This is a genomic window from Methylovulum psychrotolerans (genome assembly GCF_002209385.1).
In the GTDB taxonomy this organism is placed as follows: Bacteria; Pseudomonadota; Gammaproteobacteria; order Methylococcales; family Methylomonadaceae; genus Methylovulum; species Methylovulum psychrotolerans.
In genome coordinates this window covers 4,625,038-4,650,753 of the sequence record NZ_CP022129.1, presented here as the reverse complement: position 1 = coordinate 4,650,753, position 25,716 = coordinate 4,625,038, and the positions used below count along the sequence as shown (strand labels likewise).

The 25,716-nt window shown below is 51.1% G+C and carries 20 protein-coding genes; 10 read left to right on the top strand and 10 right to left on the bottom strand.

Translation table 11 applies throughout. The annotated features are described in order from the left end of the window. Positions 1 to 155: 155 nt before the first annotated feature. The 4 genes from CEK71_RS20910 to CEK71_RS20900 all read left to right on the top strand — a co-directional run bounded on the left by CEK71_RS20910 (position 156) and on the right by CEK71_RS20900 (position 6,021). The gene (locus CEK71_RS20910; protein WP_088621194.1) at positions 156 to 3,677 is read left to right on the top strand and encodes a transglutaminase-like domain-containing protein; all 3,522 of its coding nucleotides are present in this window, start codon (positions 156 to 158) and stop codon (positions 3,675 to 3,677) included. A gap of 270 nt (positions 3,678 to 3,947) precedes the next feature. Then, on the top strand, positions 3,948 to 4,217 hold the full coding sequence (locus tag CEK71_RS24220; protein WP_408630478.1) for a JAB domain-containing protein: 270 nt from the start codon (positions 3,948 to 3,950) through the stop codon (positions 4,215 to 4,217). Next, on the top strand, positions 4,214 to 4,399 hold the full coding sequence (locus tag CEK71_RS24215; RefSeq protein ID WP_408630477.1) for a JAB domain-containing protein: 186 nt from the start codon (positions 4,214 to 4,216) through the stop codon (positions 4,397 to 4,399). Before CEK71_RS24220 ends, CEK71_RS24215 begins: the two co-directional genes overlap by 4 nt. A 599-nt stretch (positions 4,400 to 4,998) precedes the next feature. Beyond that, positions 4,999 to 6,021, top strand: a complete 1,023-nt coding sequence (locus CEK71_RS20900) for a tyrosine-type recombinase/integrase (RefSeq protein ID WP_088621193.1) — start codon at positions 4,999 to 5,001, stop codon at positions 6,019 to 6,021. 272 nt (positions 6,022 to 6,293) lie between these two features. Here CEK71_RS20900 and CEK71_RS20895 read toward each other — a convergent pair whose 3' ends face one another. The 6 genes from CEK71_RS20895 to CEK71_RS20870 form a co-directional block, all read right to left on the bottom strand. Further along, on the bottom strand, positions 6,294 to 6,860 hold the full coding sequence (locus CEK71_RS20895; RefSeq protein ID WP_088621192.1) for a PIN domain-containing protein: 567 nt from the start codon (positions 6,858 to 6,860) through the stop codon (positions 6,294 to 6,296). Beyond that, positions 6,860 to 7,315, bottom strand: a complete 456-nt coding sequence (locus CEK71_RS20890) for a helix-turn-helix domain-containing protein (RefSeq protein WP_088621191.1) — start codon at positions 7,313 to 7,315, stop codon at positions 6,860 to 6,862. Before CEK71_RS20890 ends, CEK71_RS20895 begins: the two co-directional genes overlap by 1 nt. 141 nt (positions 7,316 to 7,456) lie before the next feature. Next, complete coding sequence (locus CEK71_RS20885; RefSeq protein ID WP_088621190.1) at positions 7,457 to 10,402, bottom strand: type I restriction endonuclease subunit R; 2,946 nt, start codon at positions 10,400 to 10,402, stop codon at positions 7,457 to 7,459. Further along, positions 10,402 to 12,270 carry a DUF262 domain-containing protein gene (locus CEK71_RS20880; RefSeq protein WP_088621189.1) on the bottom strand — a complete coding sequence of 623 codons (1,869 nt, stop codon included), beginning with the start codon at positions 12,268 to 12,270 and terminating at the stop codon, positions 10,402 to 10,404. Before CEK71_RS20880 ends, CEK71_RS20885 begins: the two co-directional genes overlap by 1 nt. Further along, the gene (locus CEK71_RS20875) at positions 12,267 to 12,932 is read right to left on the bottom strand and encodes a restriction endonuclease subunit S (protein WP_088621188.1); all 666 of its coding nucleotides are present in this window, start codon (positions 12,930 to 12,932) and stop codon (positions 12,267 to 12,269) included. Before CEK71_RS20875 ends, CEK71_RS20880 begins: the two co-directional genes overlap by 4 nt. A gap of 563 nt (positions 12,933 to 13,495) precedes the next feature. Then, positions 13,496 to 14,413: a LysR family transcriptional regulator gene (locus CEK71_RS20870; RefSeq protein ID WP_232463708.1), complete on the bottom strand. Its 918-nt coding sequence runs from the start codon at positions 14,411 to 14,413 to the stop codon at positions 13,496 to 13,498. A gap of 81 nt (positions 14,414 to 14,494) precedes the next feature. Here CEK71_RS20870 and CEK71_RS20865 point away from each other — a divergent pair, with 81 nt between their 5' ends. From CEK71_RS20865 to CEK71_RS20850, 4 genes are all read left to right on the top strand, one after another. Beyond that, positions 14,495 to 15,097 (top strand): FMN-dependent NADH-azoreductase, encoded by a 603-nt coding sequence (locus tag CEK71_RS20865; RefSeq protein ID WP_088621187.1) that lies wholly within the window; start codon positions 14,495 to 14,497, stop codon positions 15,095 to 15,097. 104 nt (positions 15,098 to 15,201) lie between these two features. Continuing rightward, positions 15,202 to 15,768 carry a YceI family protein gene (locus CEK71_RS20860; protein ID WP_088621186.1) on the top strand — a complete coding sequence of 189 codons (567 nt, stop codon included), beginning with the start codon at positions 15,202 to 15,204 and terminating at the stop codon, positions 15,766 to 15,768. A gap of 361 nt (positions 15,769 to 16,129) precedes the next feature. Beyond that, on the top strand, positions 16,130 to 17,140 hold the full coding sequence (locus CEK71_RS20855) for an isocitrate/isopropylmalate dehydrogenase family protein (protein ID WP_088621720.1): 1,011 nt from the start codon (positions 16,130 to 16,132) through the stop codon (positions 17,138 to 17,140). A 183-nt stretch (positions 17,141 to 17,323) separates the two neighbouring features. Next, on the top strand, positions 17,324 to 18,748 hold the full coding sequence (locus tag CEK71_RS20850; protein ID WP_157679507.1) for a C13 family peptidase: 1,425 nt from the start codon (positions 17,324 to 17,326) through the stop codon (positions 18,746 to 18,748). Positions 18,749 to 18,896: 148 nt separating this feature from the next. Here CEK71_RS20850 and pqqA read toward each other — a convergent pair whose 3' ends face one another. From pqqA to CEK71_RS20830, 4 genes are all read right to left on the bottom strand, one after another. Beyond that, positions 18,897 to 18,971 carry a pyrroloquinoline quinone precursor peptide PqqA gene (pqqA, locus tag CEK71_RS20845; RefSeq protein WP_088621719.1) on the bottom strand — a complete coding sequence of 25 codons (75 nt, stop codon included), beginning with the start codon at positions 18,969 to 18,971 and terminating at the stop codon, positions 18,897 to 18,899. Between the two features lie 100 nt (positions 18,972 to 19,071). Continuing rightward, a complete protein-coding gene (locus CEK71_RS23775) occupies positions 19,072 to 19,365 on the bottom strand; it encodes a c-type cytochrome (RefSeq protein ID WP_269766623.1) in 294 nt (97 codons plus the stop codon). Positions 19,366 to 19,495: 130 nt separating this feature from the next. Further along, entirely contained in the window at positions 19,496 to 20,383 is an 888-nt protein-coding gene (locus CEK71_RS20835; RefSeq protein WP_088621183.1) for a substrate-binding domain-containing protein, read from the bottom strand. Between the two features lie 32 nt (positions 20,384 to 20,415). Beyond that, positions 20,416 to 22,128 (bottom strand): PQQ-dependent dehydrogenase, methanol/ethanol family, encoded by a 1,713-nt coding sequence (locus CEK71_RS20830; RefSeq protein ID WP_157679503.1) that lies wholly within the window; start codon positions 22,126 to 22,128, stop codon positions 20,416 to 20,418. Between the two features lie 787 nt (positions 22,129 to 22,915). Between CEK71_RS20830 and CEK71_RS20825 the strand changes: the two genes are divergently transcribed. Both CEK71_RS20825 and parC read left to right on the top strand, forming a co-directional pair. Next, positions 22,916 to 23,410 (top strand): acyl-CoA thioesterase, encoded by a 495-nt coding sequence (locus CEK71_RS20825; protein WP_088621181.1) that lies wholly within the window; start codon positions 22,916 to 22,918, stop codon positions 23,408 to 23,410. Next, positions 23,411 to 25,648, top strand: coding sequence for a DNA topoisomerase IV subunit A (gene parC / locus CEK71_RS20820; RefSeq protein ID WP_232463706.1), 2,238 nt, complete (start codon positions 23,411 to 23,413; stop codon positions 25,646 to 25,648). It abuts the gene before it with no gap. Positions 25,649 to 25,716: the final 68 nt, after the last annotated feature.

Sequence of the window (25,716 nt, the reverse complement as noted above, 5' to 3'; positions counted from 1 at the left end):
CATAAAAGAATAACAGTCAATCGCTTTAAAAAAATCTAGGTTATATTATAATCCGTTTTAGGTAAAGGATACGGCCTACGCCCGTCCTTAAAGACACCGGGGTTTTCCGCCCCGCTATCGTTTCCCGCAACGGCTTATTAATTAAGAGACACCCTATGTCCGGCACCCGTACCCTCTCCGCGATGACCCTGTTCTTCTTTGTCTGGATGACGTTGTACCCCGCCATGGCCGCCGCCGTGGCGGCGGTGCCGGCCCCATCCGTAACCCCGGCGGTTGCGCAGCCAGCCCCCGACACCCTGGAGAGCCTGCGCGGCCTAAGCCAACACGCCCACGCCAAAACCGAAGCGGGCGAAGACAGTGGTACGGAAGTCAAGCAACTGCTGCAACATGCCGCCCAGTTGGACGGCGAACAGCAGCGGGCGGAGGCCGGGTTCGCCGCTGACCGCCAACACCTGGAAGAGCGGCATCTGCCGGACATCATCAGAGAGCGCCACGCCCAAGCCTTGGCCGACTACCGTGCCAACATGCAGCAATTGCGCCAGCAGCTTACCGATTTTAAAGCCGCCCACGACCGCAAGGATGCCGCCGCCGCCCGCCGCCACCTGAAAAGCCTCGCGCAATTCTTGGACAACGCCCAAAAACACCGCCAGCACCTGCCTTTCGATGCCGACAACCTGCCGTCCGTCATCCCCAACCGCAAAACCCGCGCCCCCAAAACTAGCCGCCGCGACTTGGACGGCATATTGCATCCGCCCAAACCTGTCGCCGTCGCCGCCAACGAACTGACGCCGGGGATGCTCGCCACTGACGACCCCGGCCCCACGCCCACCGCCACCGACCTCGCCGCCACCGAGGACGCGCCCCTGAGCACAGCCGTCAAAGCCCAAGCCGCCGCCCTGCACAACAATCCCGTGGCAATCTATAACTGGGTCAGGAACACGGTCGAATTCCAGCCCACCTACGGCGGCATCCAAAACGCCGACCAGACCCTACAAACCCGGCGCGGTAACGCCGCCGACACCGCCAGCCTGCTGGTCGCCCTGTTACGCGCCGCCAACATCCCCGCCCGCTACGCTTACGGCACCGTGCAGATCCCCGCCGCCCAAGTCATGAACTGGGTCGGCAGTGTCGGCACCCCGGAAGCCGCCCAAAGCCTGCTCAACCAAGGCGGCATCCCCAACAGTGCCGTCGTCTCCGGCGGCGTCATCACCGCCTTCAAGCTCGAACATGTCTGGGTCGAAGCCTTCGTCGACTATTTCCCCTCGCGCGGCGCGGTCAATAAAGTCGGCGACACCTGGGTGCCGCTGGATGCCAGCTTCAAACAGCGTGGTGACCAAAACGGCCTGGACCTGACCGCCGCCGTGCCGCTGAACGCCCAAGCCGTCACCGACACTGCCAAAGCGGCCGCCCAATGCGGCGCCGACAGCGCCCAAGCCCTGGATTCCGCCCCCGTCGCCGACGCTTTCGCCGACTACAGCCTGCGCCTGAACCGCTACCTCGCCGCGCAAAGCCCCGACCTCTCCCTGACCGACATCCTCGGCACACACACCATCACCGCCGCCCGTTACCCCATCCTGCTGGGTTCGCTGCCCTACGCCACCGTCAGCCAAGCCACCGTCACCGCCACCTACCCCGACAGCCTGCGCTGGCGGCTACGCTACGCCGTCTACGCCTCCGAACTCGAACGCGGCCAAAACCGTCCGGCGCTCATTCTGGACAATAGCCTCGCCGCTTTGGGCGGCCAACGCGTCACCCTCAGCTTCACCCCCGCCACCGCCGCCGACCAAAGTGCTTTGGACAGCTTTATGCCCGCGCCGCACCCCGACGGCAGCCCCATTGAGGCGGCCGAATTTCCCGCCGGCTTGCCCGGCTACCTGATACATGTCCGCGCCGAACTCAAAGTCGGCGGCACCACCGTCGCCAGCGGCGGCGACTTCCAACTCGGCCAGCCCCTGTTAGGCAGCCTCGGCCATTTCGACCCCGCCGCCGCCGTCTGGCATGACCGCCCCCACGCCCTGAGCGCGGGCGAATACCACGCCCTGGCCATCGACGGCGCGGGCATCGCCGCCGCCCAGCTCGACGCGCTGGCGCAAACCGCCGCCGCCACCGTCGACAAGGCAGGGCAGGGCGACTTCAGCGCCGCCGACCGCGACAGCCTCGTCGGCGGCTACCTGCACCAAGCCGTCCTCGCCGACTTTGCCCTCGCCGACGCCCACAACGCCCTAGCCGCCGATGCCGCCGCCATCGCCGCCGTCCCCTTACCCTCCTATGGCCGTGCCGCCCTACAACTGGCCCCAACCCTGCTGTTCGGCAGCGTCCGCCAAGCGCGGTTCCTCGGCACCGCCCTGCATGCCGACCGCCGCGCCGCCAGCCTCGCCCCCAAAACCGCCACATCGCTGCCGCTGCCCGCCTACCAACGCCAAAGCCTGCAACGCGCCTCCGCCGACAGCCAGCAAATCCTGCAACGCCTGCTCACCGACAGCCAACGCCCGGGCGAATCCGTGTCCGCCGTCAAAGCCCTCGCCACCGCCATCCGCCAAGGCATCCCCCTGCTCGGACTCGACAGCACCAACGCCGCCGCGCAACTGCCGCAACTGGGCTTGGACGACAGCACCAAAACCGACCTCGCCAACGCCGTCAACAGCGGCTTCCAAGCCTTGGCACAACAGACCCCCGTCACCTTAGGCGGCTATGTCGGCGGCGGCTACCGCCTCGACAACCCGCAGACCGGTGCCGGCGCTTACCGCCTGTCCACCGAGCAGGCCGGCGGCGCCGACGGCCTGCTGTTCGGCAACGCCGGCCTCGGCTACCTGAGTATGGCCAGTGCCCAACAAGCCGCCGCCACCGCCACTCCCGCTTTACAGGCCGCGCATGATCTGGACAGCCAACTCGCCGCCCTGCTGCCCGACCGCACCGGTGCCAGCCAGCTCCGCTGGTCGACCTACCCCGCCCAAAGCGGCATCGTCTCGGCATTATTTTTAACGCAGCTCGCCAACCAACCCTACCGCGACGCCTGCGACCAAGCCACCGCCTTCTTGGCAGCCGACCTCGCCGCCGCCGCAGGCCTGCCCGCCAACGCCGCCAACCACCCGCTCGCCATCATCAGCGCCCCGCTCACCGCCACCGCCGCCAACCAGCCTTACCGCTACCCCGTGCAGGCCACCGACAGCGACGGCGACCCCCTCAGCTACCGCCTGTCTGCCGCCCCCGGCGGCATGACCGTCGGCAGCGACGGCCTGCTGGCTTGGGATAACCCCGTCCCCGGCAACTACCCAATCCGCCTGCGCGTCGACGACGGCCAAGCCTATACCGAGCAAACCTACACCCTCAGCGTCGGAGCAGCGCCCGCCACCCCCAACGTCCAAGTCAGCGTCAGCCCCGCCGTCGCCAACCCCGGCGACAGCATTCTGGTCAACATCACGGTCTTGGGCGGCGACCTGAGCCAAGCCAGCCTCAGCGTCGACGGCGTGGCGCAAGCCCTGGACAGCAAAGGCCAAGCCCGCCTCAGCGCCGCCGCGTCCGGCACCCACCTGCTCGTCGCCAGCCTCGGCGGGGTCAGCCAACAAAGCCAATACAGCGTCCGCGCGCCCGGCGACAGCACCGCCCTCGTCCAGTCCGAAGGTGGCATGTTGCTCGACTACAGCAACGGCGAACCCTGGAACCCCAAACACTTCTGATGTGGCTACACTAAACCGGACACACAATTTAAAATATCCTGAAAAGAGTGTGATCCTACTATGAGCCAAGAAAAAGCCAAAACCTATAGCGCCGAATTTAGAGAGTCAGCCGTCAAGCTGGCCATTATTTCGCTTTTTATAACGGCAGACGTTCGCATTCGACATTGGGCTATAAAACCCCTTTGGAATTTGAGCGGGAATTTTACAGCAAGGTTGCCTAAGAAAGTGTCCGGTTTTTGTTGACCATTACACCCCCCCGGCTATTTTCGGGTGTCACGCCCCGTCACCCAAGAGGAAATCTTGGCGATGGCCAAACAACTGGTTGAAGGCCAGTTCAGGCGCGGGCAGGCGTTGACCAGCCCCGATGCCACCCGCGACTTTTTGATGCTGGAATTGGCGTTGTTGGAGCGCGAGGTGTTCTATTGCATCTTCCTCGACAACCAGCACCGTGTCCTGACAGCAGAATGCTGCTTCCAAGGCACTATCGACGGAGCCAGCGTCTATATCCCCGTGAAATCGTTAAACGCGCCTTACAGGTGAACGCCGCCGCCTTGATCCTGGCGCACAACCACCCTTCCGGTGTCACCGAACCCAGCCAAGCCGACCGCGCGATCACGCAACGGATCATTGCCGCACTGAATCTGGTTGACATCCGTGTGCTGGATCATTTCATCGTCGGCGGGGCAGACTGCTATTCGTTTGCGGAACAAGGTTTGTTGTGAAGGTTGCGGATAAATTGCGTCGCGGACACAAAAAACCACAAGGCGGTGTGATGAAAAACAGCAATGCAGAAAATGGAATCTGAAATTGAAAAAGTTTTTTTAAAAACATTTTCACAAACGTTAAGCGCGACACACTTTTTTGCATAAAAATATTTTATTAAACTCATCCATAAAACATCCGGCAAAAGTATTTTTCAATGCAGCCCTATCTATTTGATAAAAAACGCTAAAAAGCGAATAAAAAAGTGTGTTGGCATTTTTTTGTGAAAACCGACTGGCAAAAAAACCGCTGACAAAAACAGTTGTTTGAAAAGTGTAAACGCGATGCTCTATAGATCGCTTAGGTGTACCGTTATGCCAACACGACCAACCGCTAACGTCCAACCAAGAATTTTGCGCATGAAAGACGCGCCAGGTTATTTGGGCATGAACAAAAATTATTTCAACGAAGAAGTGAGGCCATCCCTTACCGAACTCCGGTTCGGTGTTCAGGGCATAGCCTTCGACAGAAACGAACTGGATGCGTGGGTTGATGATTTCGTCAGCCGTTCAGCCAAAACCAACTCGACAGCAACCCAATTTAAGACGGAGAAAAAACCATGTCAAAAAAATCCCCTGGCCTTACCAAAAGAAACGACCTCTGGCACATCAACAAAGTCATCAAAGGAAAACGAATTTATGAAAGCACGGGAACAGGTGATCTCGAAGAAGCGGAACGCTACCTAGCCATGCGTGTAAATGAACTCAGGGGGCAGTTGATTTATGGTGAACGAAAAACCTACACCTTTATAGAGGCTGCGACTAAATACCTCAAGGAGGAAGATAAGAAAAGCCTTGGCTGTGATGCAGTGTCCTTGACGGCGGTGATGCCTTTTATTGGCGAGTTGGTGTTGGAGCAAATCCACATGGGTACATTGCAAAAGTTTATTGCCGCCAGAAAACAGGCTGGGCTAAAAAACAACACCATCAACCGTGATTTGGCGGTCATTCGCCGGGTGCTGACTTTGGCTTCCAGGCTATGGCGTGATGAGCTGGGCAATTCTTGGCTGGGGGAGCAGCCTTTGATCCAAATGCTAAAGTCTGATAACCGTAAGCCTTATCCCCTTAGTGAAGAAGAGCAGGGGCGTTTGTTGGGTGAGCTACCTGAGCATCTACAGGCGATGGTTTTGTTTGCCGTCCACACGGGGCTGAGGGAAACGGAACTGACGAGGTTGCGCTGGGATGAAGAAAAGCAAAGTCTGGGCGTTTTTGTGTTACCGGGGGACAGGGTCAAGAATGGTGAAGATAGGGTTGTACCTTTAAACAGCGTGGCAAAGGCCATTATCGACGCACAGCGGGGGAAGCATGATGAATATGTCTTCACCTTTAAGGGTGAGCCTGTCTTGCGTATTAACGGACATGCTTGGCGTAAGGCGAGGAAGCGTGCAAACCTGAGCCAATGCAGGGTTCATGATTTGCGCCATACGTTTGGCAGGCGGTTGAAGTCGGTAGGCGTGAGTTTTGAGAATAGGCAGGATTTGCTTGGTCACAAGTCGTCACGCATCACTGACCACTATTGCAAGGCCGAGCTTGACGAACTGATGAACGCGGTCGAAAAGCTAAGTCGCGTAAATCTCGCGTAACAAAACGGCAGGCATAAAAAAACCAGTTGGTAAGGATACCTAACTGGTTGATTCATTTGAATTAGATGGTGGGTCGCATGCGATTCGAACGCATGACCATCGCATTAAAAGTGCATCCCCAACGCATTGAAGCAACTTCAAACTACGCATTATACCTTATATGCACAGGGTTTCAAGTTGTTTCAAATTGTTTGGTTTTGTCTCGGTATCGTTTGGCTGTTGCGCCTAAATTTACGCCTAGTTTCCCAGCCTTTTTCAGTTTGAAAACGGCCTTAAATTAACTCAATGTAAGCCCTTAATGCCGATACCGTTTGGGGTAGCTGTTGTTTTTGCAATATCGCTAAAAACTCGTCTTTGGCTTTGGGCGGGTTTTTCAATGATTGCCGTTGCCGCTTGATTGCACCGCAAGCCGTGGCGGGGGCTAAGTCAATCTGGCTATAAATGAATTCATCAGGGTGTATCGCCTCAATGCCGTATTTTGCCAAAATATCGCTGGGGAAGTCTTTTAGGTTGAAAGTGACAATCGCATCCGCGCCAGATTTAATGGCGGCGGCTAAAACATGCCTGTCATTGGGATCGGGCAAGACTAACGCTTCTATTAAGTCCTCATAACCGAACACCTTGGCATCACGCACACAGGTATCCATTAGGTCGCGTGTCCGTTCTAAAACAGCCCTGTCGTATTGTTCCCGCCTCAATAAGGCTGTTATCCATTCTTCATGGATGTGGTCTGTCCACTGTGCCTTGAACAAATCCGTTAAGGCCAAGTGCATTAACAAATCCCTTAAAGGGGCGGGGTATAAGACACAGGCATCATAAATAACTGAAAATTTCGCCATTATTCATAACCCATGCCCAGCTCTTGGGCTTGGGCGGTCAGCTCATGCAAGGCTTGCAGGCGGTCTGCGTCAATGCCTTGTTTATAAGCAAACACATCCTTCGCCAACACCCGCCGATGTGTGCCGACTTTTCTAAAAGGGATTTTACCTTGTTCGAGTAAGGCGACCAAATGCGGGCGGCTGACGTTTAACAGTTCGGCGGTTTCTTGGGTCGATAATTCGGCATGTATCGGCATGACCGTTATGGCATTGCCTTTGGACATTTCCGTTAAGATGTCCAGCAACAGGTTAAGCGCGTAGCCGGGCAAGATCAAATCGTCCGCTTCATGCGGTGGGTTGGCAATTTTTAAGTGTAGCCTGTCGTTATGGGCATACTTTGCCAAAGCCCGGCTGGTGATTTTGGCTTCTTCGGTTTCTTGTGGGGTGGGCAGGTGGGCAATGGCGAATGCTGGCATGTTATCGTCTCACGTTTTTTGTGGGTTTATTCTGGCAATAGTATAAACGAAATAAACGAAAAAAGTCGGCGTATAGTTAATGGGCGACTCAATGATGGTTCCAATGGGGGGGAAGCTAAAAAGCTTCAACCCTCATATTGTTTAAAGCCCAGGACGATCTCTATTGACTTCATCCATGAGCAAATTAAAAAATTGCCCAACCACATAATTTGCTAAGCCTTTATCTTTTGATAATCGGTTCATAAACTCAATTGGCGGTTCGGCATTTTTTAATAATGCCTGATCCATACATTCGCGTAATTTCATTCTTTTCAAATCTTCAATACTATCGGCGCGTAGACTTGCCATTAAATCATCATCTTTTTTTAATGACTCGAACATGTCTTTTACGACCTTATCATCATCGCCCAATTCAACGGCATATTTGTCATTGATTTCCTTAACAATAATCGCCAATAACTCTTTGGGGTCTTCTTGCTTGCCGCCATTGCCATCACCTTGCTGATTTTCCAGTGTGGCATCTTCAGGGTTAAGGGCGATGCTGCCGTTTTCCTGCTCTTGAATTTTGTACTTATCCATATCTACCATTTGGATAACCTCAAGTGGCAAAGTTGCTTTTTCATAAGGTAAATATTTAAACAACAGTTTGGCAAACAAATAAAATTTTTCAAGATCGGTGTCGATAAAGGTGATAATTTGCGAAATAAACGAATACTGCCGGATGTATTTATTCAAGTTTTTCCTAAATTTGTCCTTATCTTCCGGCTCTAGGGTAAGGTAGTTGTCATCGGCTATCTTTTTAAAGAAAGGTGAAAGCACTTCCGACTTTACTTTGTCCCTGACAAACATCCCAATAAAATAATTTACCTGCTCCGTGGTAAACACAGCCGCATTTTCAATCTCATACTTTAGGTTATACAATTTCTGCGGATCGGTGGCTTTATCAAGGCGGGTGCTTTGATAATAGTTTTGGAAATCATTTTGAATGTCCTCATGCTTATTCACAAAGTCGATGATAAAGGTGTCCTGTTTATGTTTGGCTGTCCGGTTTAAGCGGCTTAGGGTTTGTACCGTGGCAACGCCGCCTAAAGCCTTATCGACATACATGGTGTGTAACAGCGGTTGGTCAAATCCTGTTTGAAATTTATTGGCAACGATTAAAATTTTGTAGCTTGGCTTTTTAAACGTCTCGGCAATATCCTTAGCTTTTGCATCGTTCATACCCTCTTCGGTATATTTTTCATCATTCAATTCAACCGTGCCTGAAAAAGCCACCAAGGTTTTTATGTCGTAGCCTTGTTCCTTAATAATGGTGTCAAAGGCCTTTTTATATAGCACGGCATGGGCTCTGGAACTGGTGACTAACATCGCCTTGGCGTTACCCGCAATTTTATGGACTGTTTTTTCCATAAAATGCGCCAGCATAAGATGGCTTTTTTTAGCGATAGCAAAAGGATGCAGACTAACTTCTTTAATCAACAAGCACTTGGCCTTTAATTTTTCAAACGCCTTGTCATCCTCGGCTTGCTCATTTTTGATTAACTCAAAATAACTGCTATGGGTAATATAGTTATCCAAGACATTCAGGATAAAACCCTCTTCAATCGCTTGGCGCATTGAGTATTCATGAAAAGCCCGAAAACCCGATTTTTGCGTGGCATCAGGGATACCGAACAACTCTAAGGTTTTTGGTTTAGGTGTGGCGGTAAAGGCAAAAAAAGAAAGGTGCGGCAATTTTTGACGGCTGGCCATTATTTTTTCCAGTTGGTTTTCTACCGTATCTTTCGGTTCGCGGTTTTCATCATCCTGATTAATAATGGCTTTTAACGCCTCATCGGTCGTCAACGTCAACTTTAAATCTTTAACATTCTCACCGCTTTGGCTGCTATGGGCTTCATCCACAATAATGGCGAAGCGTTTGCCACTTAGATTAGCCAAATCCCCGACAAAGCCAAACTTCTGCAACGTCGTGATAATAATTTTATCGCCATCGGTCAAGGCATTAATCAGTTGTTTGCTGCCTTTGGTGATGGTTTTTACTGTCCCCTTGGTTTTTTCAAATGCGGATATTTGCTTTTGCAATTGTTTGTCCAACACAATACGGTCGGTAATCACGATAATGCTGTCGAATATCAGCTGATGGTCAGCATCAAACAGCGTGGACAATTGATGCGCCAGCCAGGCAATCGTTTTGCTTTTGCCACTGCCTGCACTGTGCTGGATAAGATAATTATGTCCAGTACCGTTATGCCTTACCGCCGTCACCAACTTGCGGACACAATCGCGTTGATGGTAACGGGGAAATATCGTGCTAGGTACTTTAGTTTTTTCATCAAGCTCATAAAACACATAATGGTTGATGATCTCTAGCAAGCTATCGGCTTGTAAGACATCCTCCCATAAATAACTGCTGGCAAACTTATCGGCAATAACCGGATTTTTAGTGTCGCGGTTAAACGGCAAAAATCGGGTGTCGCCATTTTCCAGCCTTGTCGTCATTAACACCGTATTGTTATCAACGGCAAAATGGACAAGGCAGTTCTTTAAAAACGGGTCTTTGCCATCACGCCGCTTGCAGTATTGCTCAACCGCATGAGTGATGTTTTGTCCGGTAAACTCGTTTTTTAACTCTAAGGTGACAATCGGGATGCCATTGACGGCAATCACCAAGTCTAAGCTTTTATCAGGAAAGCGGCTGCTGTAATGGACTTGCCGGATCACTGAAAACCGATTGGCGGCATAGTGTTGCTGATGTTCAGGATTTAAACCGGACGAGGGCTTAAAGAACAACAACTTGATACTTGCGCCCTGCAACACAAAGCCCTCGCGTAGCACATTAAGGATGCCCCGTTTATCACGCAGTTTGGCGTATTCGGCAACCACCGCCGCCATAGGCTGTTCAGGGAATTGTTTTTCTAATTTACGCCAGCTTTCCGGCTGGGTTTGGCGTAGGAATTGTTCAAATAACCCAACATCCAAAATAGGTTCAAGGCTGAAATGGGAACTGAACCGTTCTGTGTAAAGCGGGCTATCTTTAAGGAAATCAAACACGGTGTCTTCAAAGTTTATTTCCTTGATACCGCTCATTAGGCTTTCTCCCCAATCTTCCCGCTAAAATAATCGACAGCCCATAAGTTCTCACAAATACGCTGCACTAACTGCTCACGATCCTGAATATCCTCTTTTTTGAATTGGGGATGGGCTTTAAACGCTAAACGTTGGATGGTCTCAGATTTTAAAAAATTAGGGTTTTTTTCGTAATACATCTGGTGTAGCGTTTGTGCATAGGTGTTTTCCTTCAAATAATGCCCAAGCTTATCAGTATATTGGTCGCTACTAAAAGATTGATTGGTTCCTTGAGGTAAAAGCAGGAGTGCGCCTATTGAATTTCGCCAATACTGAAAATCGTTTTCTTGTTCAAATTCATCCTTATGTTCTGCAAACTTATCAGCCCAAATATGTTCAATTTCAAATTGTTTGCCATTCGGATGGTGATAGGTGGGATAAGTCGTGTCTTTGCCGATAAGATTATCCAGATAACTGGCTATCCGGGACAGCAAGTGTTTGACAAATTTTCTGTTCATGCCATGCAGGATAAATTCCGGTACAGCATTCCAACTTTCTGAAATACTGTCCGCTTCTTTAGCAAGATGAATGCCAAGTGTATTAATGTCGTTGTTGCGGATGAGCTTAATGACATTAAACATGGTGTATTTGATGGACGTTTGTCCAAACTTGCGGAAGTTAACGGCTCTTTTTACCGTAAAGGTTTCAATATAGCGGGATACAAAATCGATTTTCTGGTGAATGGTGTCAGCGTCATCTTTAAGCGTGATAGAAGCCAGCAACAAAGGGTTTTGTAAAGATTCCGCAATACCCCAATGGTTAATGTAGTTTGCATGGGGCATGGAGGGGTCGAATTTTATTTGCGCATCCCAAATTTTTAAATACCATTTTACAAAAAAAGGAAATTGATTTTTAAAGTATTCATAAAACTCATCTGATGTCTCCAGATTAAACAATGCCTTATGATTGTCTTTAAACCAATTATGAAAACGCGAGCCAATTAATTCAAAATCTTGATCTTCCGAACCCGCTTTCCCCGGCCTAATAGTTACCGCATATTTTCCCCTGAACCATGCCTGGAAAAACCCCTGATCGGCATCTTTGTCATATTTATGCAGCTTTTGTATTTCAGTTTTCCAAAGGCCATTAATTTCATTACGTTGTTTTTTATCGGTAATTTTAGACAATACATAACCTTTCAGCATTTCCGTAGGCGTTAGGTTAAGCCCCCTGTCGTTCATGGTCTCAAAAATGGTATAGGCATTTTCATCCGAATAGGCCGTAATCATCACAATGACCACATTTTCGATGAACCAGTCAATAAAAAAGGGCAAGGCCTTTACCGTCAGCTCTTCGGGGAAAGCTTGCACAATATCCCCATAGCGTTGCACCATGTTTTGGACAGTTTCATCGTCATCTTCCGTTAATGTATAGTCGCCGTCTTCAAATAAAGCTTTTAAGCATGATTCCCTGGTTTCATCCGTCATATTGAAAGACTTTTCGCCATACTTTTCTGAAAAGATAAGCTCGCTTATGGCAACCTTTTGCGGCTGCTCTTTTTGCAGATAATTGAGGTACATCAGCAACAGGGTAATGGAGGTGATCCGTTGCTGCCCATCAATAATGGATTTTTTGCCGTTGTCGGGGTTTTCGCTAAAAACGACTGGTCCTAAATAGTAGCTTTGATAATTCGATACTTCGGGGCGTTTGTGTTCGGGATGGTATGATTTTAAGAAAGTCGTGGTTAAGTCTTCTACCAAAAGCTTGATATGCTTGTCTTGCCAGCGATATTCCCGTTGAAAATAATCAATGGTAAATTTCTGGTCTTTCAGCAAGGCATTGATACTGATGTTGGTCGCTTCTATTTTGTTTTTAATTCTTTGGTTCACTTGACTACTTCCTTGGTTTTAGGTTGCCAGCCCCGTACATCAATCTTGCCCGTGACCGCTTGGCTGATTAATGCGGTTCGGTATTCCTGCATTAATTCGATTTGTTTTTGGTATTTGGTGATTAGGGTGTCTATGGTGGCGGTTTCGGTTTTGATGAAGTCTAGTATGGCTAGCTGTTCCATTGGCTCAGGAAGGGCAACTTTAATGCTCGATAACCTTTCAACATTTAGATTAAGCTGAGTACCTTCAATGCTTTCACTTATAAAAACGTTTTTCATTGATTTTAGTAAATAAAATAAGTATTCGTTTATATTTGAGTTCGAAAAAAAACCTACAACGCTATCAGGAAAGCAGCCATTAAAATTCAGGATAGCAATATCGCCGATATTAGCAGAGATAGTAATTACAACTGTTCCACAGGGAAATTCTTTACTAACGCTGTATCCCCATTCATTGAGTGTTTGGCTGTATGTGGATATATATTTTTCAGTTTTTGTTACATCACCCGTTTGAATAAACGGATATTCTCCTCCATATAGCCTCGCATCATTTCTGGGGCGATGAGAGAATTTTCCTCTCATCATCTTAGCGGTAAATTTTAATTTCATTAGCTGCCACTCTTCCGGCACATCACCAATCCACTCAATCCCGCTTGGCTTCATCTTAGCATTTGGGTTAATGCCTTTAGTGACCGCTTTATTGATAAGGGCAGCTTTCTGTTCCTTTAATAACTGATGTTACGCACCCCATCCCAAAAAGAGTATCATTGACGGATGGAAAAAGAAAAAATAGAACTCTACACAGACTACCTGATCTGCAATCAAGGCTTTGCAACGGCGACGGGCTTGTCGGCGATGCCCTTGCTTGGAACGAAAGCACCGTAACCCGCCCAGACAAAAGACATCGGCAAGGGGGTTGCTGAACTTCCATAAAAGGAAGAAAAAACATTGTTTCTGAACAGAATTTCCTTAACTTAATGGCAGTGAGGGTTGGGGTGGGGAGAATAAAATCAATGACTTATGCTCATGGCTAAGAGATTTTAATCAGACTGTTTTTATTTCGTTTAATGAAAAAAGCCTTATTTAGATTCTCCCCACCCCATCCCTCCACATCAGGGGAGGGGGACGGATTCCATTGCAACTTGTTGTTTTTACTTAATTAAAATACTAATCCAATATTTAATGGCTAAGTTGCTTATTCTAATATTAAAAACTTGATGATCGAGTTAAATAACTTTATTCAATACCGATTCTCTGATAATTTCAACCAAACGCCTGACCCCTGGCCCGGCAAAATCAGGATTAGCCAAAATCAAGTATAGCGGTGCTTCGCGTGTGCCGCCTTCCCGCAACGGTAAGGGCCTTAGCAGCCCCGTCCGTAGCTGTTCACGAATATGCTCTTCGGGTAACCAAGCAAAGCCATACCCCTTACAGACCGCTTGGATTGATGTCGCCACCTGGCTCACCGTCCAACGCTGGTCAACCTCAACAGTTACTGTACACGGGTCGCGCTTGACCCCCGAATCCCGAACCACCACATGCCGGTAAGCGCGTAAATCCAGATAAGTCAATTCCCGGCCTTGATGGTGTAAGGGATGGTCGGCATGAGCCACCGCCAACAAACGTACCCGCATTAAAATCTCCCCCAAAAAACCCGTCGGCAATTGCGGCGAAATCGCCAAGTCCACACTACCGCTCAGCAGTGCATCTGAAGTCCCGCCTAACACCGACTCGATCAGTTCAATGCGCGTCCCAGGACTTTCTTGGCTAAAGCGCTGCATACCTGCCAACAACAGGTCGGTCGGCAACAAAATTTCAGCGGCGATGGTAATGACCGCCTCCCAGCCCGCCGACAGCTTATGCGCGGCCCGCTCCAAATCTTGGGCATCACGCAGCAAAGCTTGGGCGCGGCGGTAAAGCATGTGTCCGGTCGGTGTAAGGACGGCCTTGCGGCCTTGAATCTCAAAGGCTTTTACCCCTAATAAGGATTCTATTTTTTGTACGGCATAGCTGACGGCGGATTGGCTTTTGCACAGCCTTTCCGCCGCTTGGGCATAACCGCCCGCATCGACGACTTCGATTAAAGAGCGCCATTGTTCTAAAGAGATATGGGCAGACATAATAGACCTATCGAATAAATTCATTAATATTAGCCAATTATTATGCTTTTTTATCTTTTTAATAAAGGCTTAAATAGTGCCAACTTTTACTGATGGAGCAAAAACATGACCACACTGCTGCAACTTAACTCAAGCATCTTCTCATCTGGCGGCCATTCCAGCCAACTTGCCGATGAATTCGTCACTACTTGGCAGACCCATAATCCGGCTGCCCAAGTTATCAGCCGTGATCTGGCGAAAGATCCCCTGCCCCATTTGGACGCAGCGCGGGTTTCTGCCTTTTTCACCCCACCCGAAGCCCGCACCCCTGAGCAACAAGCCTATATTGCCGAATCGGACGCGCTGATCGATGAACTTAAACAAGCGCAAGCCGTCGTCATAGGGTTGCCTATGTACAACTTTGGCATCCCCTCGACACTCAAAGCGTATTTTGACCAAATTGCCCGCGCTGGCGTAACCTTCCGCTATACCGAAAACGGCCCAGAAGGCTTGCTGTCAGGCAAAAAGGCCTACATCTTCGCCACCCGTGGCGGCCTGTATGCCGGAACGGCACTAGACAGCCAAACCACTTATATACGCAATTTCCTTAACTTTATCGGCATTACCGATATAGAATTTGTCTATGCCGAAGGGCTTAACATGGGCGAGGCCACAAAAGGGCAAAGCTTAGCTAACGCCCAACAACGGTTAGCGGAACTGGCCGCTTGAAAACACCCAAAAATAACGGGTCACTAGAATAACCCTTTCCAATTCTCCTGTGGCCTACCCTACACCATCCCACATTTTTGTTTTATCTAATTAGGAGATTTATCATGAAACGCATTACCCTGCTGACATTAGCCGCGCTCTTCTCAACCGCCGCCTTAGCCACGCCAGAAACCTACCTTATTGACAGCACCCATACCTTACCGCGCTTTTCTTACAGCCATTTTGGTTACTCAACCCAACTAAGCCGCTTCGATAAAGCCACCGGAAAAATCGTGCTTGACCGCCAAGCCAAATCCGGCTCGGTCGATGTCACCATCGCCACCACCTCGGTAGATACCGGCTCCCCGCTGTTTAACGAACATATCCAAGGCAAAGATTTCCTCGATACCGCCACCTACCCCACTGCAACCTTCACCTCTAACACCCTCAAATTCGAGGGCGAGGCCTTAGTCGCCGTTGACGGTATCCTGACCCTCAAAGGGATCAGCAAACCCGTCACCTTAGCGGTAACGTCCTTCCAGTGTATGCCTCACCCTATGCTGAAAAAAGACGCTTGCGGTGCCAATGCCACAACTGTCGTTAAACGTAGCGATTTCAATATGGGCAAATATGCCCCGCATGTGGGCGATGAAGTCACTCTAACTATTCCGGTTGAAGCCGTCAAAGAATAAACCTACACCAACGTTTAAGCGGCGTGGCGGCGACAACAAGCCGCCACACGCTAAAGCAAATAAGGCCGCTATTAACAGATGGCCTCTAAGCTCTGTAACCATTATCCCCCTCCTCGCCGTAACCGTCACACCGTTTTTACCGCCCCCAACACAAAGCGATTATTTTTAGGTGCGAAAATTGCTTGATTAAGCTACCCTAGCCCTATAGAACCAGCAATATTTGCCTATCTACTATAAAAACCCTTTTTATCGCTCTATAATTCAGCCGCCCCGAATTAAAGCGTGATTGGCTGAGGTTTTTTGCGCCTTATTGGTGCATGGCACCAAGACCCCTACCCTTTTTAAACCCAAGGAGAAAAAAATGCACACAATTACATTAATTAAAGGTGACGGCATCGGCCCATCCATTATGGATGAAGCGGTGAAGGTCATAAATGCCACTGGCGTTAAAATAGAATGGGAAGAAGCTTATGCCGGCCTGTCGGCATTTGAGAAATTCGGCACACCCTTGCCTGATGCCACTATGACATCGTTTGACAAAACCCGTATCGCGTTTAAAGGCCCGCTGACCACGGTGGTCGGTACCGGCTTTAGAAGCATCAACGTCGCCCTGCGCCAACAATACGACCTCTACGCCAACGTGCGTCCGGCTAAAAGCTGGGCCGGCATCAAAACCCGTTACGACGACGTGGACATTGTTATCGTGCGCGAAAACACCGAAGGCCTGTACGTCGGCTTAGAGCATTATTTAAGCCCGAAAAAAGACATCGCCGAAAGCCTTGCCGTCGTCACCCGCAGCGCCTCCGAGCGCATCGTCGAATATGCTTTCCAGTATGCGCGTGACAATAACCGCCAAAAAGTTACCGTCTGCCATAAGGCCAACATCCTCAAATTCAGCCAAGGCCTGTTCTTAGATGTTGCCAGAGAAGTCGCAGCCCGCTACCCCGACATCAACTTTGACGAAAAAATTATTGATGCCGCCTGTATGCACATGGTCATGAACCCCAAACAATTCGACGTGGTGGTCACCACCAATATGTTCGGCGACATTTTATCCGACCTGACCGCAGGCTTGGTCGGCGGTTTAGGCTTAATTCCCGGCGCGAACATCGGTGCGGATGCCGCCCTGTTTGAAGCCGTACACGGCAGTGCACCGGACATTGCCGGCAAAAACCTCGCCAACCCTACCGCCGTTATCATGGCGGGGGCAATGATGCTTAGCCACATCGGCGAAACTGAAGCCGCCGAACGGGTCGTTAAGGCCGTCGAAAAAGTCGTCAATGAAGGCATTTACGTCACCCCTGACTTAAACCCCAACACCAAAGCAGGTACAGTGGAAATGGGCAGTGCGATTGCGGCGGCAATGGAATAAGAGCCCATCACCGTAATTTCTGTCTTTACCGCACAGAATAAGCCACCGTAAGCCGGGTTAGCGCTAGCATAACCCGGCTTATCATGAAAGGCGCGAGGCAAAGCCCTAAAAACTGCCCACATCACGACCATTTTCACTATACTTTACCGCAAAGCCTTCACCTTCATGTCAACGGCGGTAACTATGCGTAAGTTTTTAAAAGATACCCAAATCAATCTATGGATGGGCTTACGCCTAATCTCGTTCCGTCCCTGCGGTAGCCCTAGTTTTGTCATTAACGGCGACCAAATCGCCGTACTCATGTTGATTGACCTGGCGCTGACCATTGCCATCAGCTATTTATCTACCCTACCCGAACCGCTGTTTAATACTTACGCCCTGCCCGACTATTTCTTCCGCCAATTAATCTCTTGGCTGCTCATTTTTATCATCGCCAAATTCTGGAAAAAATCCTGGCCGTTTTTGGCGACCGGCATCGTCATCCTCAACACGACCGCCCCTGTTTTAGATCTCATCATCGGCATAAATAAGTATGTGCAAAACCATACCAGCAACCCGACAGCATCACCCTATTCGGCCCTTAACCTCTTTATCGTACTGGCTTACCTCTATCTGTACGTTATTTTATGGCGCGTTTTCTACATCGCTTCCAACCACCAGAAAGCACTGGCATCGGTCGCCCTGTTAACCCTTATCTTCAGCGGAGGGTTACAAACGCGCGTCTTCGGCGAAACCACAGACTTTTGGTATCATCCCGACCCCGAAGACAACGAAGACGACGACCGATGGGCGGAATACCGGAAAATGGATGCCGAACAGCTCATGTACCGCCAACCAGATATCCTGTCCGCCGCCCTGCAAACCTTAACGCCCCAGCGCAAGCACCTGAGCGAGCTATTCTTTATCGGCTTTGCCGGGTATGCCAGCGAAGACGTGTTCTCAAAAGAAGTCGCCTTCGCCAAAAACATGCTCGATACCCGCTTCGGCACCCAAGGCCATTCCATTAACCTAGTTAACCATTTGCATACCCGCGACAACATACCGCTTGCCAATGCTACCAACTTAGCCGCCACGCTTAAACGCATCGGCAGCATCATGGATAAAGACGAAGATGTGCTGATGCTGTACATGACCAGCCACGGCTCCCGCGACCACCGTTTCGCCGTCTCCTTCTGGCCCTTAGCGTTAAACGACATCACCCCAGAAAAACTCCGCGCCATGCTGGATAATGCCGGCATAAAATGGCGGGTGATCATCGTCTCGGCCTGCTACTCAGGCGGCTTTATCAAAGCCTTAGAAAGCGACGATACCTTAATAGCCACCGCCGCCGCTGCCGATAAAACCTCCTTCGGCTGCGGCACCGCATCAGAATTCACCTATTTTGGTGAAGCGGTGTTCAAAGACCTGCTGCCACATGACTACGCCATCATCGCCGCCCTGAAAAAAGCCCAAATCACCATCAGTGAACGGGAAAAACGCGAGGGTATAGAGGCCTCTTTGCCGCAGTTGTTTGTCGGGAAAGCGATAGAGGGCAAACTGGAGAGCTTAGGTAAGGAGATTGGGGCTAGGGTGTGCGGGGGTGGGGAAAGCGACAAAACTACCTGTTAAGTGCCAGCCAATCTTCAAGACAGGCCACATTAACACCAATTCTGGTAGCGTTGTTAAGCTTCCCAAGGCAGTACCTATGGCTACCGATAACAATAAAAAACGGGGTCTACATGACTGTAAGACCCCGTCCAGTATCGCCAACTGCCAATTAGCGGTTATAAATATACATCGTCACTTCAAAACCAAAGCGTAGGTCGTTATAACGTGGTGTTTCCCATTTCATATCAAATCACCTTCAAAAAGTTTAATTAGCGGTGAATGTCCGCAATAGCTAGACTGCCGCCTAACCGCTTGGTTCACTTAAGCAGGTCTGCCCGGATTGCCTATCGTGCCGGATAAGTCACCCACCACTCTGTAAAGGTTGGCTCTTTACCCGTGCCGACCAAGCGTAAATAGGCCGTTAAATTGGCAATATCGTTGGTGCACAGGTACTTTTTAAAGGCTGGCATTCCCTCGTCTGAGCCGTTAGGAACCACTTCTTTTATATCTCCGGCTTCAGCGCCGGCAATATTAGGCGCCATAATGCCGCCTTTGGCTCCCATGCCATGGCAGCTATAACAGTTCAGGCGCATAAAAGCCCGTCGCCCTTCCCCAGCCGCATCCAAGGTTGCGGCCATGCAATTGGGGGCTGTAGCCGTTGTTGCTGTTGCGAAATTGCCCTGCGCAGACGCAACGCCTATTGCGCCTGTGAGCAGAACCAGCCCCAAGCTAATGTTAACGATATTCGGTAGAACTCGCATAATAGATTTACCTCTTGTTATGGTTTGGTGGAGCCGCCCCATCTGTGCTGGGTTGGGATGGGGGCGAGTCCGTACTGGATGTAATGAGCGGTATGTTATAAGCCTGCAAAATGTCTTGAATGTTGCGGCGTTTCTTAGCCATACTGTGTTCCAACTTTGCCGCCAAAGCCGTGTCATCTTTTCTGACTCCCATGGCAAAATCAAAAAAGGCCGGCATCGAAGGCATTTGGGCATCGGCAGGCACGGGGACTATTTCCAGAGCTTTGCCATATTTTTTCGCAAAATACCCCGCTACCGGCCCCCAGACAATCGCCACGTCAATATCCCCTTTAACGACGGCATCAACAATCTGGCCTTGCGGATTTTTCACCGACGCTTCGCCCCACATGGAATAGCCGACGATATGCCCAACAATACCACGGTGAGCCAAGGCATTAGCGGGCGGCGAGTTAGCGCCGTCATTGCCGATCGTATGCAAGCCTATTTTTAACTCGCGCAGTATCGGGTCATCATAAGAGCTAAAAGCCAAATGGCGGCGGCGAGCGGTGACAAATACATAGCTGGAACGGTAATAAGGCTGGGTGGACAGCACCCGTTCGTAGCCGTAAGGTACGCCGATGACAACATCGCAACGCCGCTCGCCCAAGGTTTGGCGGATAAAGCCCGGTTTTTGCCTGAGCCAGGTATAGCTCAGGCGGGCGTGTAAATCCTTCGCCAACACGGCGGCGATCTTATTCTCAAAGCCTTGTTGCTGCCGATTGGAGAAAGGCATATTGTCAGGATCCGCACACACACGGAACTGGCCTTGCGCCGCCGCCCCTGCCGTCACCGCCAGCAAAACGGCGGCGCAAGCCAGCCGTAGCTTATACGCGAATGGTTGAAGCCGTTCGGACATTACCCTTCTCCTTAGCGGTAGACAAATAGCGGTTAAGGAAGCTTAAACACATGCACTTCGCCGCCGCCGATAGCGGTACTCGTCTTGTTACTATGACAAGCGCCACCGCCCCCTATAGCCCCAGCCATCGCCCCGACACCGCTGAACACCGCAATGCGCTGTTTACCGTCCGGGCCAGTGAAACTGATAGGGTTGCCGACAGTGCTGCACTCCAACTGCGTCTTAAACAACACCGCTCCGGTACTGGCATCAATCGCCTTAAAGGTTTTGTCTTGGGTTCCGTAAAAAACCACGCCGCCAGCGGTGCTGAGAATGCCGCCATAAATGGCATAACGCTCTTTAACACCCCATTTCTTCGTACCCGTCGGGGCATCCCAAGCGATCAGCTCCCCGGTAAAGCTCGGATCCGCCCCCAAGCCCATTGCTATATCGTTGCCCATATAAGGCGCACCGGCGACATACTCGGCTTTCAGCATGTGCATAGACATACACATATTAAATGTTGGGATATAGAACAAACCTGTTTTTGGCGAGAACGTACCCGGCTCCCAGCCTTTTGCACCGAGCGCCGACGGACAAATATTGTCCGTTTCCGCCCCTTGATGCGTCAGCTTATCGGTATTGATGTCCGGCAAGCCCGTTTTCAGATCCACACCGTTCGCCCAAGTAATTTCGCCGATGAAGGGATTGGCCAGCAAGATTTCGCCTGTCGCCCGGTCAAAGGTATAAGCGAAGCCGTTCTTATCGAAATGCACCAACAGCTTGCGCAACGTGCCATTAACCGTTTGATCGACGGCGATATTTTCGCTGATAGCATCGTAATCCCAATTATCATGCGGCGTGACCTGATAAGCCCAAATCGCCTCGCCTGTGTCCGGTTTTCTGGCGAAAACCGATGCGCCCCATTTGTTATCACCAGGGCGCATGTCTGGGTTCCAAACCCCCGGCTGGCTAGTGCCGTAGAACAACAAATCCAATTCGGCATCGTAGGTCAAATAAGCCCAAACCGAACTGCCGCCCTGTTTCCAAGCCGTACCTTGCCAACTGGTCGCACCTATATCCTTGCCCTGATCTTTCGGGTAAAACGCGTGGAAATTCGCCCCGATTAACACATCTTTATCAGGGCCGGTCGTATAGGCACGCCAAAGTTTCTTACCCGTCGCCAGATCCAGCGCCTGCACCCAGCCACGGACACCCATTTCACCGCTGGAAGTGCCGACAAACACTTTGCCTTTCGCAATCAGTGGCGCACCTGTCATGGTCACACCCGTATGCGGATCGGCGAGGTTAGTCCGCCAGACTTGCTTGCCAGTGACCGCGTCGACGGCGACCGTGGTATTGTCGAGCAGATTGTAAACAATCTTGCCATTGGCATAAGCCGCCCCGCGATTGGTGGTGTCGCAGCAATTAACCCCCTTAGCATATTGGTTGACCGCCGGGCTATACGTCCATTTGGCTTTACCCGTATTAAGATCATAAGCGACCAACTTATTCGGGTAAGGCGTGACCGCATATAAGGTACTGTCGACAACTAACGGGTCGCCCATGTGGCTACCATTAACGCCAGTTTGGAAGGCGAATTCTTCTTTTAACAGGCCGACATTCGCAGGGGTAATATCCGTCAGCGTACTATAGCGCGTACCATCTGCCGTACCGCCAGAAGTCGTCCATTCGGCGCCCGCGCCGACTTGTTGCGCCGCCGCCGTCCCGCTAAACAAGGCACTGCCGCCTAGCGTAAGAGCCAAAATAACGCCCGCGCAAAGCGGAGCTAGGCGTGTATTTAAGCGATGAAGTGGCTTTCGGTTACAAAAAAGCATATTTGTGACTGGCATCTAATGGCCTCCTCAAAAAAGTGAAAATTCGGTAAAGTATGTCTTCCTTATACATAAAGGGGTTATGCAATTACAAAGCCAACAGCTTATGTTAAAAATTGCCATAAAATATCGGTAATATAAACATTGTCACCTTACCCTTAATTAACGATGACAATAATTTTATTACATTAATTTATTTACTTTACAATAAGTTAAGTAGCCATATTGTTTTATGGGGCAGGCCATTGTTGGAGTAGTGCTGTATTTGCTACGCGCTAACCCAGCATAAAACACGCAAAAATAGTCATCCTTTTTTGCATGGTTATAGAATCCGGCGTTAAGCAAACGACAGGCTAAATGTTCGTACACTCGCTCAGTCCATCGTGCAAGGGCTAAAGACTATTGCACTCAGGGCAATTGCATTAACTCGATCATCAAGTTTTTCATAAAGTCACCTCTAAATAGTGGGGAAGATTAGCGGAGAGCTAAGGCTTGTTAAGGTGGGCAACTCCCTCCCCTGATGGGTGTATGGACGTGGGACATAGGTAACACATGTTCGGGGACATGGGTGACGGTTTTTTCGGGTTATTGTGGGGCCTTTAGGTCAATAAAGGCAATCCTATATTGGCAAAAATAGCCCCCCCAGCCCACATTAAGCCCCCAACAATCCGCCAGTGTCAGGTAAAATAGCCGCTTTTTATAAATTAACCCCTAGCCCATGAGCAAACAAGAGAAAACCCTGACCATGACGGTGCTGATGACACCGGATATGGCGAATTTTTCAGGTAATGTCCACGGCGGCTCGTTATTGAAGCTGCTGGACCAGGTCGCTTATGCCTGCGCCGCGAAATATTGCAAAAATTATGTAGTCACCGCCGCCCTAGACCAAGTATTCTTTAAGCAGCACGTCAATGTCGGCGAATTAGTGACGTTTTGCGCCCGTGTCAACCATGTCGGACGCTCGTCGATGGAAGTGGGCGTAAAAGTATGGGCCGAGCATTTGCGCACTTACGAAAAACGCCACACCACCTCGTGCTTTTTTACCATGGTGGCGTTAGACGAAAACGGCAAGTCGGCGGAAGTACCGCGCTTGCAGCTAGAGACAGACGAAGAACGGCGCCTGTTTGCCGCCGCCGAGCTGCGCAAGCAATTGCGCCAAGAGAGCTTGGCGCGGAGCCGGGCGTTGCAGGTTAACGATGATGAGGATGAATAAGTGGTCGCTATACAAGAGAATTTTGAACAACTGCCGTTAAAGGACTTTGCCGAGAAGGCGTACTTGGATTACTCCATGTACGTCATACTCGACCGCGCCTTGCCGCATTTGGCAGACGGCCTAAAACCCGTGCAGCGGCGTATCGTCTACGCCATGTCCGAGCTGGGGCTGAACGCCGCCGCGAAGTATAAAAAATCCGCGCGGACGGTCGGGGACGTGTTGGGTAAGTACCACCCGCACGGCGACTCGGCCTGTTACGAGGCGATGGTGCTGATGGCGCAAAGTTTCTCCTACCGCTACCCGCTGATTGACGGCCAAGGCAACTGGGGCTCGCCCGATGATCCGAAATCTTTCGCGGCCATGCGTTACACCGAATCGCGCCTCACCGCCTACGCCAACACCTTGCTGAGCGAATTGGAACAAGGCACGGTCGAATGGTCGGACAACTTTGACGGCACGCTGAAAGAACCTGCCCTGTTGCCCGCCCGCTTGCCGAACATCTTACTAAACGGCACTATGGGTATAGCCGTCGGCATGGCGACCGACATCCCCCCGCATAACCTGCGCGAAGTGGCGAACGCCTGCATGATGTTGTTAGACGCGCCAGACAGCCCGCCGGAAGCGGTGTTTGCCCACATCAAAGGCCCGGATTACCCGACCGATGCGGAAATTATCACCTCAGCGGAAGACATCCAAAAAATCTACCGCACAGGCGGCGGTTCGGTAAAAATGCGTGCCAAGTACGAGCTGGAAGACGGCGTGATTATCATCACCGCCCTGCCCCACCAAGTCTCCGGCGCGAAGCTGATGGAGCAGATCGCCGCACAAATGCTGGCGAAAAAACTGCCGATGATTGAGGATTTGCGCGACGAATCGGATCATGAAAACCCGACCCGCTTGCTGATTATCCCCAAATCCAAACGCAACCTGGATGTCGAAGGTGTGATGTCGCACCTGTTCGCCACCACCGACTTGGAAAAAAGCTACCGCGTCAACCTGAACATGATCGGCCTAGATGGCCGCCCGTTGGTGAAAAACCTGCACCAGATTTTGACCGAATGGCTGAGCTTCCGCAGCGAAACCGTGCGCCGCCGCTTGCAATTCCGCTTAGACAAAGTGCTGGCGCGGCTGCATATTTTGGACGGCTTGCTGATCGCCTACCTGAATATCGACGAAGTCATCGCCATTATCCGCAACGAAGACAAGCCTAAAACCGTATTGATGGAACGCTTTGGCCTGAGCGACACGCAAGCCGAAGCGATTTTAGAGCTGAAACTGCGCCATTTGGCGAAGTTGGAAGAAATGAAGATTCGCGGCGAACAAGATGCCTTGGCGAAAGAGCGCGATGGCCTGGAGAAAACCTTGGCCTCGCCGCGTTTGCTGAACCGGATGATTAAAAAAGAAATCCAAGCCGATGCCGACAAATTCGGCGACGACCGCCGCTCGCCCATCATCGAGCGCGAAGCCTCACACGCGCTGGACGCAGTCGCCTTAATCAGCAATGAACCGCTGACGGTCATTTTATCGGAAAAAGGTTGGATACGCGCCGCCAAAGGCCATGATATTGATGTCGGCAGCTTAAACTACCGCTCCGGCGACAGCTTTTTAGATGCCGTCAAATGCCGCTCGACCCAGCCCATCTACCTGTTCGACTCCACAGGCAAAGCCTACAGCACCTCCGCGCATGACCTGCCCTCGGCGCGAACCCAAGGCGAGCCGCTCACCGCACGGCTAAACCCGCCCGCCGGGGCGTTCTTCACCCACTTATTGGCGGGCAACCCCGACGATTGGGTGGTGTTGGCGACCCATCTGGGCATGGGCTTTCGGGTGCAATTGCGCGAATTGTTGACCAAAAATAAGGCCGGCAAGGCGGTGATTGCCCTCAGCGACGACGCGAAATTGTTCAAGCCCCTCCCGGTCGCGAACGACAGCGACTTACTGGCGGTAGCGACCCAACAAGGGCGGCTGCTGATTTTCCCCATCGCCGACCTACCCGCCTTAGCGCGGGGCAAAGGCAACAAGCTCATCCAACTGACCGCCGCCGAAGTCGCCAGCGGTAAAGATGCGGTGGTAGCGGTGCAAGTGTTGCCCGTGGGCACACCGCTGAAAATCGTCTCCGGCAAACAGTTCTTGACCTTGAAAGTAGCCGATATAGAGCAATATTCCGGCAAACGCGCCAACCGGGGCATGGCCTTACCGCGCGGCTTCCAACGGATCGATGGCTTGTTGGTGGAGTGAGTTAGGGGGGGCTTCGGCTCCGCTCAGCCAACGGAACCCCCGCTCTTTAAGCGGAGCCGAAGCCCCCG

Coding starts and splice junctions, on each gene's coding strand:
- CEK71_RS20855 (WP_088621720.1), top strand. CDS start 16,130: ATGCACACAATTACATTAATTAAAGGTGACGGCATCGGCCCATCCATT.
- CEK71_RS20865 (WP_088621187.1), top strand. CDS start 14,495: ATGACCACACTGCTGCAACTTAACTCAAGCATCTTCTCATCTGGCGGC.
- CEK71_RS20870 (WP_232463708.1), bottom strand. CDS start 14,413: ATGAATTTATTCGATAGGTCTATTATGTCTGCCCATATCTCTTTAGAA.
- CEK71_RS20850 (WP_157679507.1), top strand. CDS start 17,324: ATGCGTAAGTTTTTAAAAGATACCCAAATCAATCTATGGATGGGCTTA.
- CEK71_RS20825 (WP_088621181.1), top strand. CDS start 22,916: ATGAGCAAACAAGAGAAAACCCTGACCATGACGGTGCTGATGACACCG.
- CEK71_RS23775 (WP_269766623.1), bottom strand. CDS start 19,365: ATGGCCGCAACCTTGGATGCGGCTGGGGAAGGGCGACGGGCTTTTATG.
- CEK71_RS20875 (WP_088621188.1), bottom strand. CDS start 12,932: ATGAAGCCAAGCGGGATTGAGTGGATTGGTGATGTGCCGGAAGAGTGG.
- CEK71_RS20895 (WP_088621192.1), bottom strand. CDS start 6,860: ATGGCGAAATTTTCAGTTATTTATGATGCCTGTGTCTTATACCCCGCC.
- CEK71_RS20885 (WP_088621190.1), bottom strand. CDS start 10,402: ATGAGCGGTATCAAGGAAATAAACTTTGAAGACACCGTGTTTGATTTC.
- CEK71_RS20900 (WP_088621193.1), top strand. CDS start 4,999: ATGTCAAAAAAATCCCCTGGCCTTACCAAAAGAAACGACCTCTGGCAC.
- CEK71_RS20910 (WP_088621194.1), top strand. CDS start 156: ATGTCCGGCACCCGTACCCTCTCCGCGATGACCCTGTTCTTCTTTGTC.
- CEK71_RS20890 (WP_088621191.1), bottom strand. CDS start 7,315: ATGCCAGCATTCGCCATTGCCCACCTGCCCACCCCACAAGAAACCGAA.
- CEK71_RS20860 (WP_088621186.1), top strand. CDS start 15,202: ATGAAACGCATTACCCTGCTGACATTAGCCGCGCTCTTCTCAACCGCC.
- CEK71_RS20835 (WP_088621183.1), bottom strand. CDS start 20,383: ATGTCCGAACGGCTTCAACCATTCGCGTATAAGCTACGGCTGGCTTGC.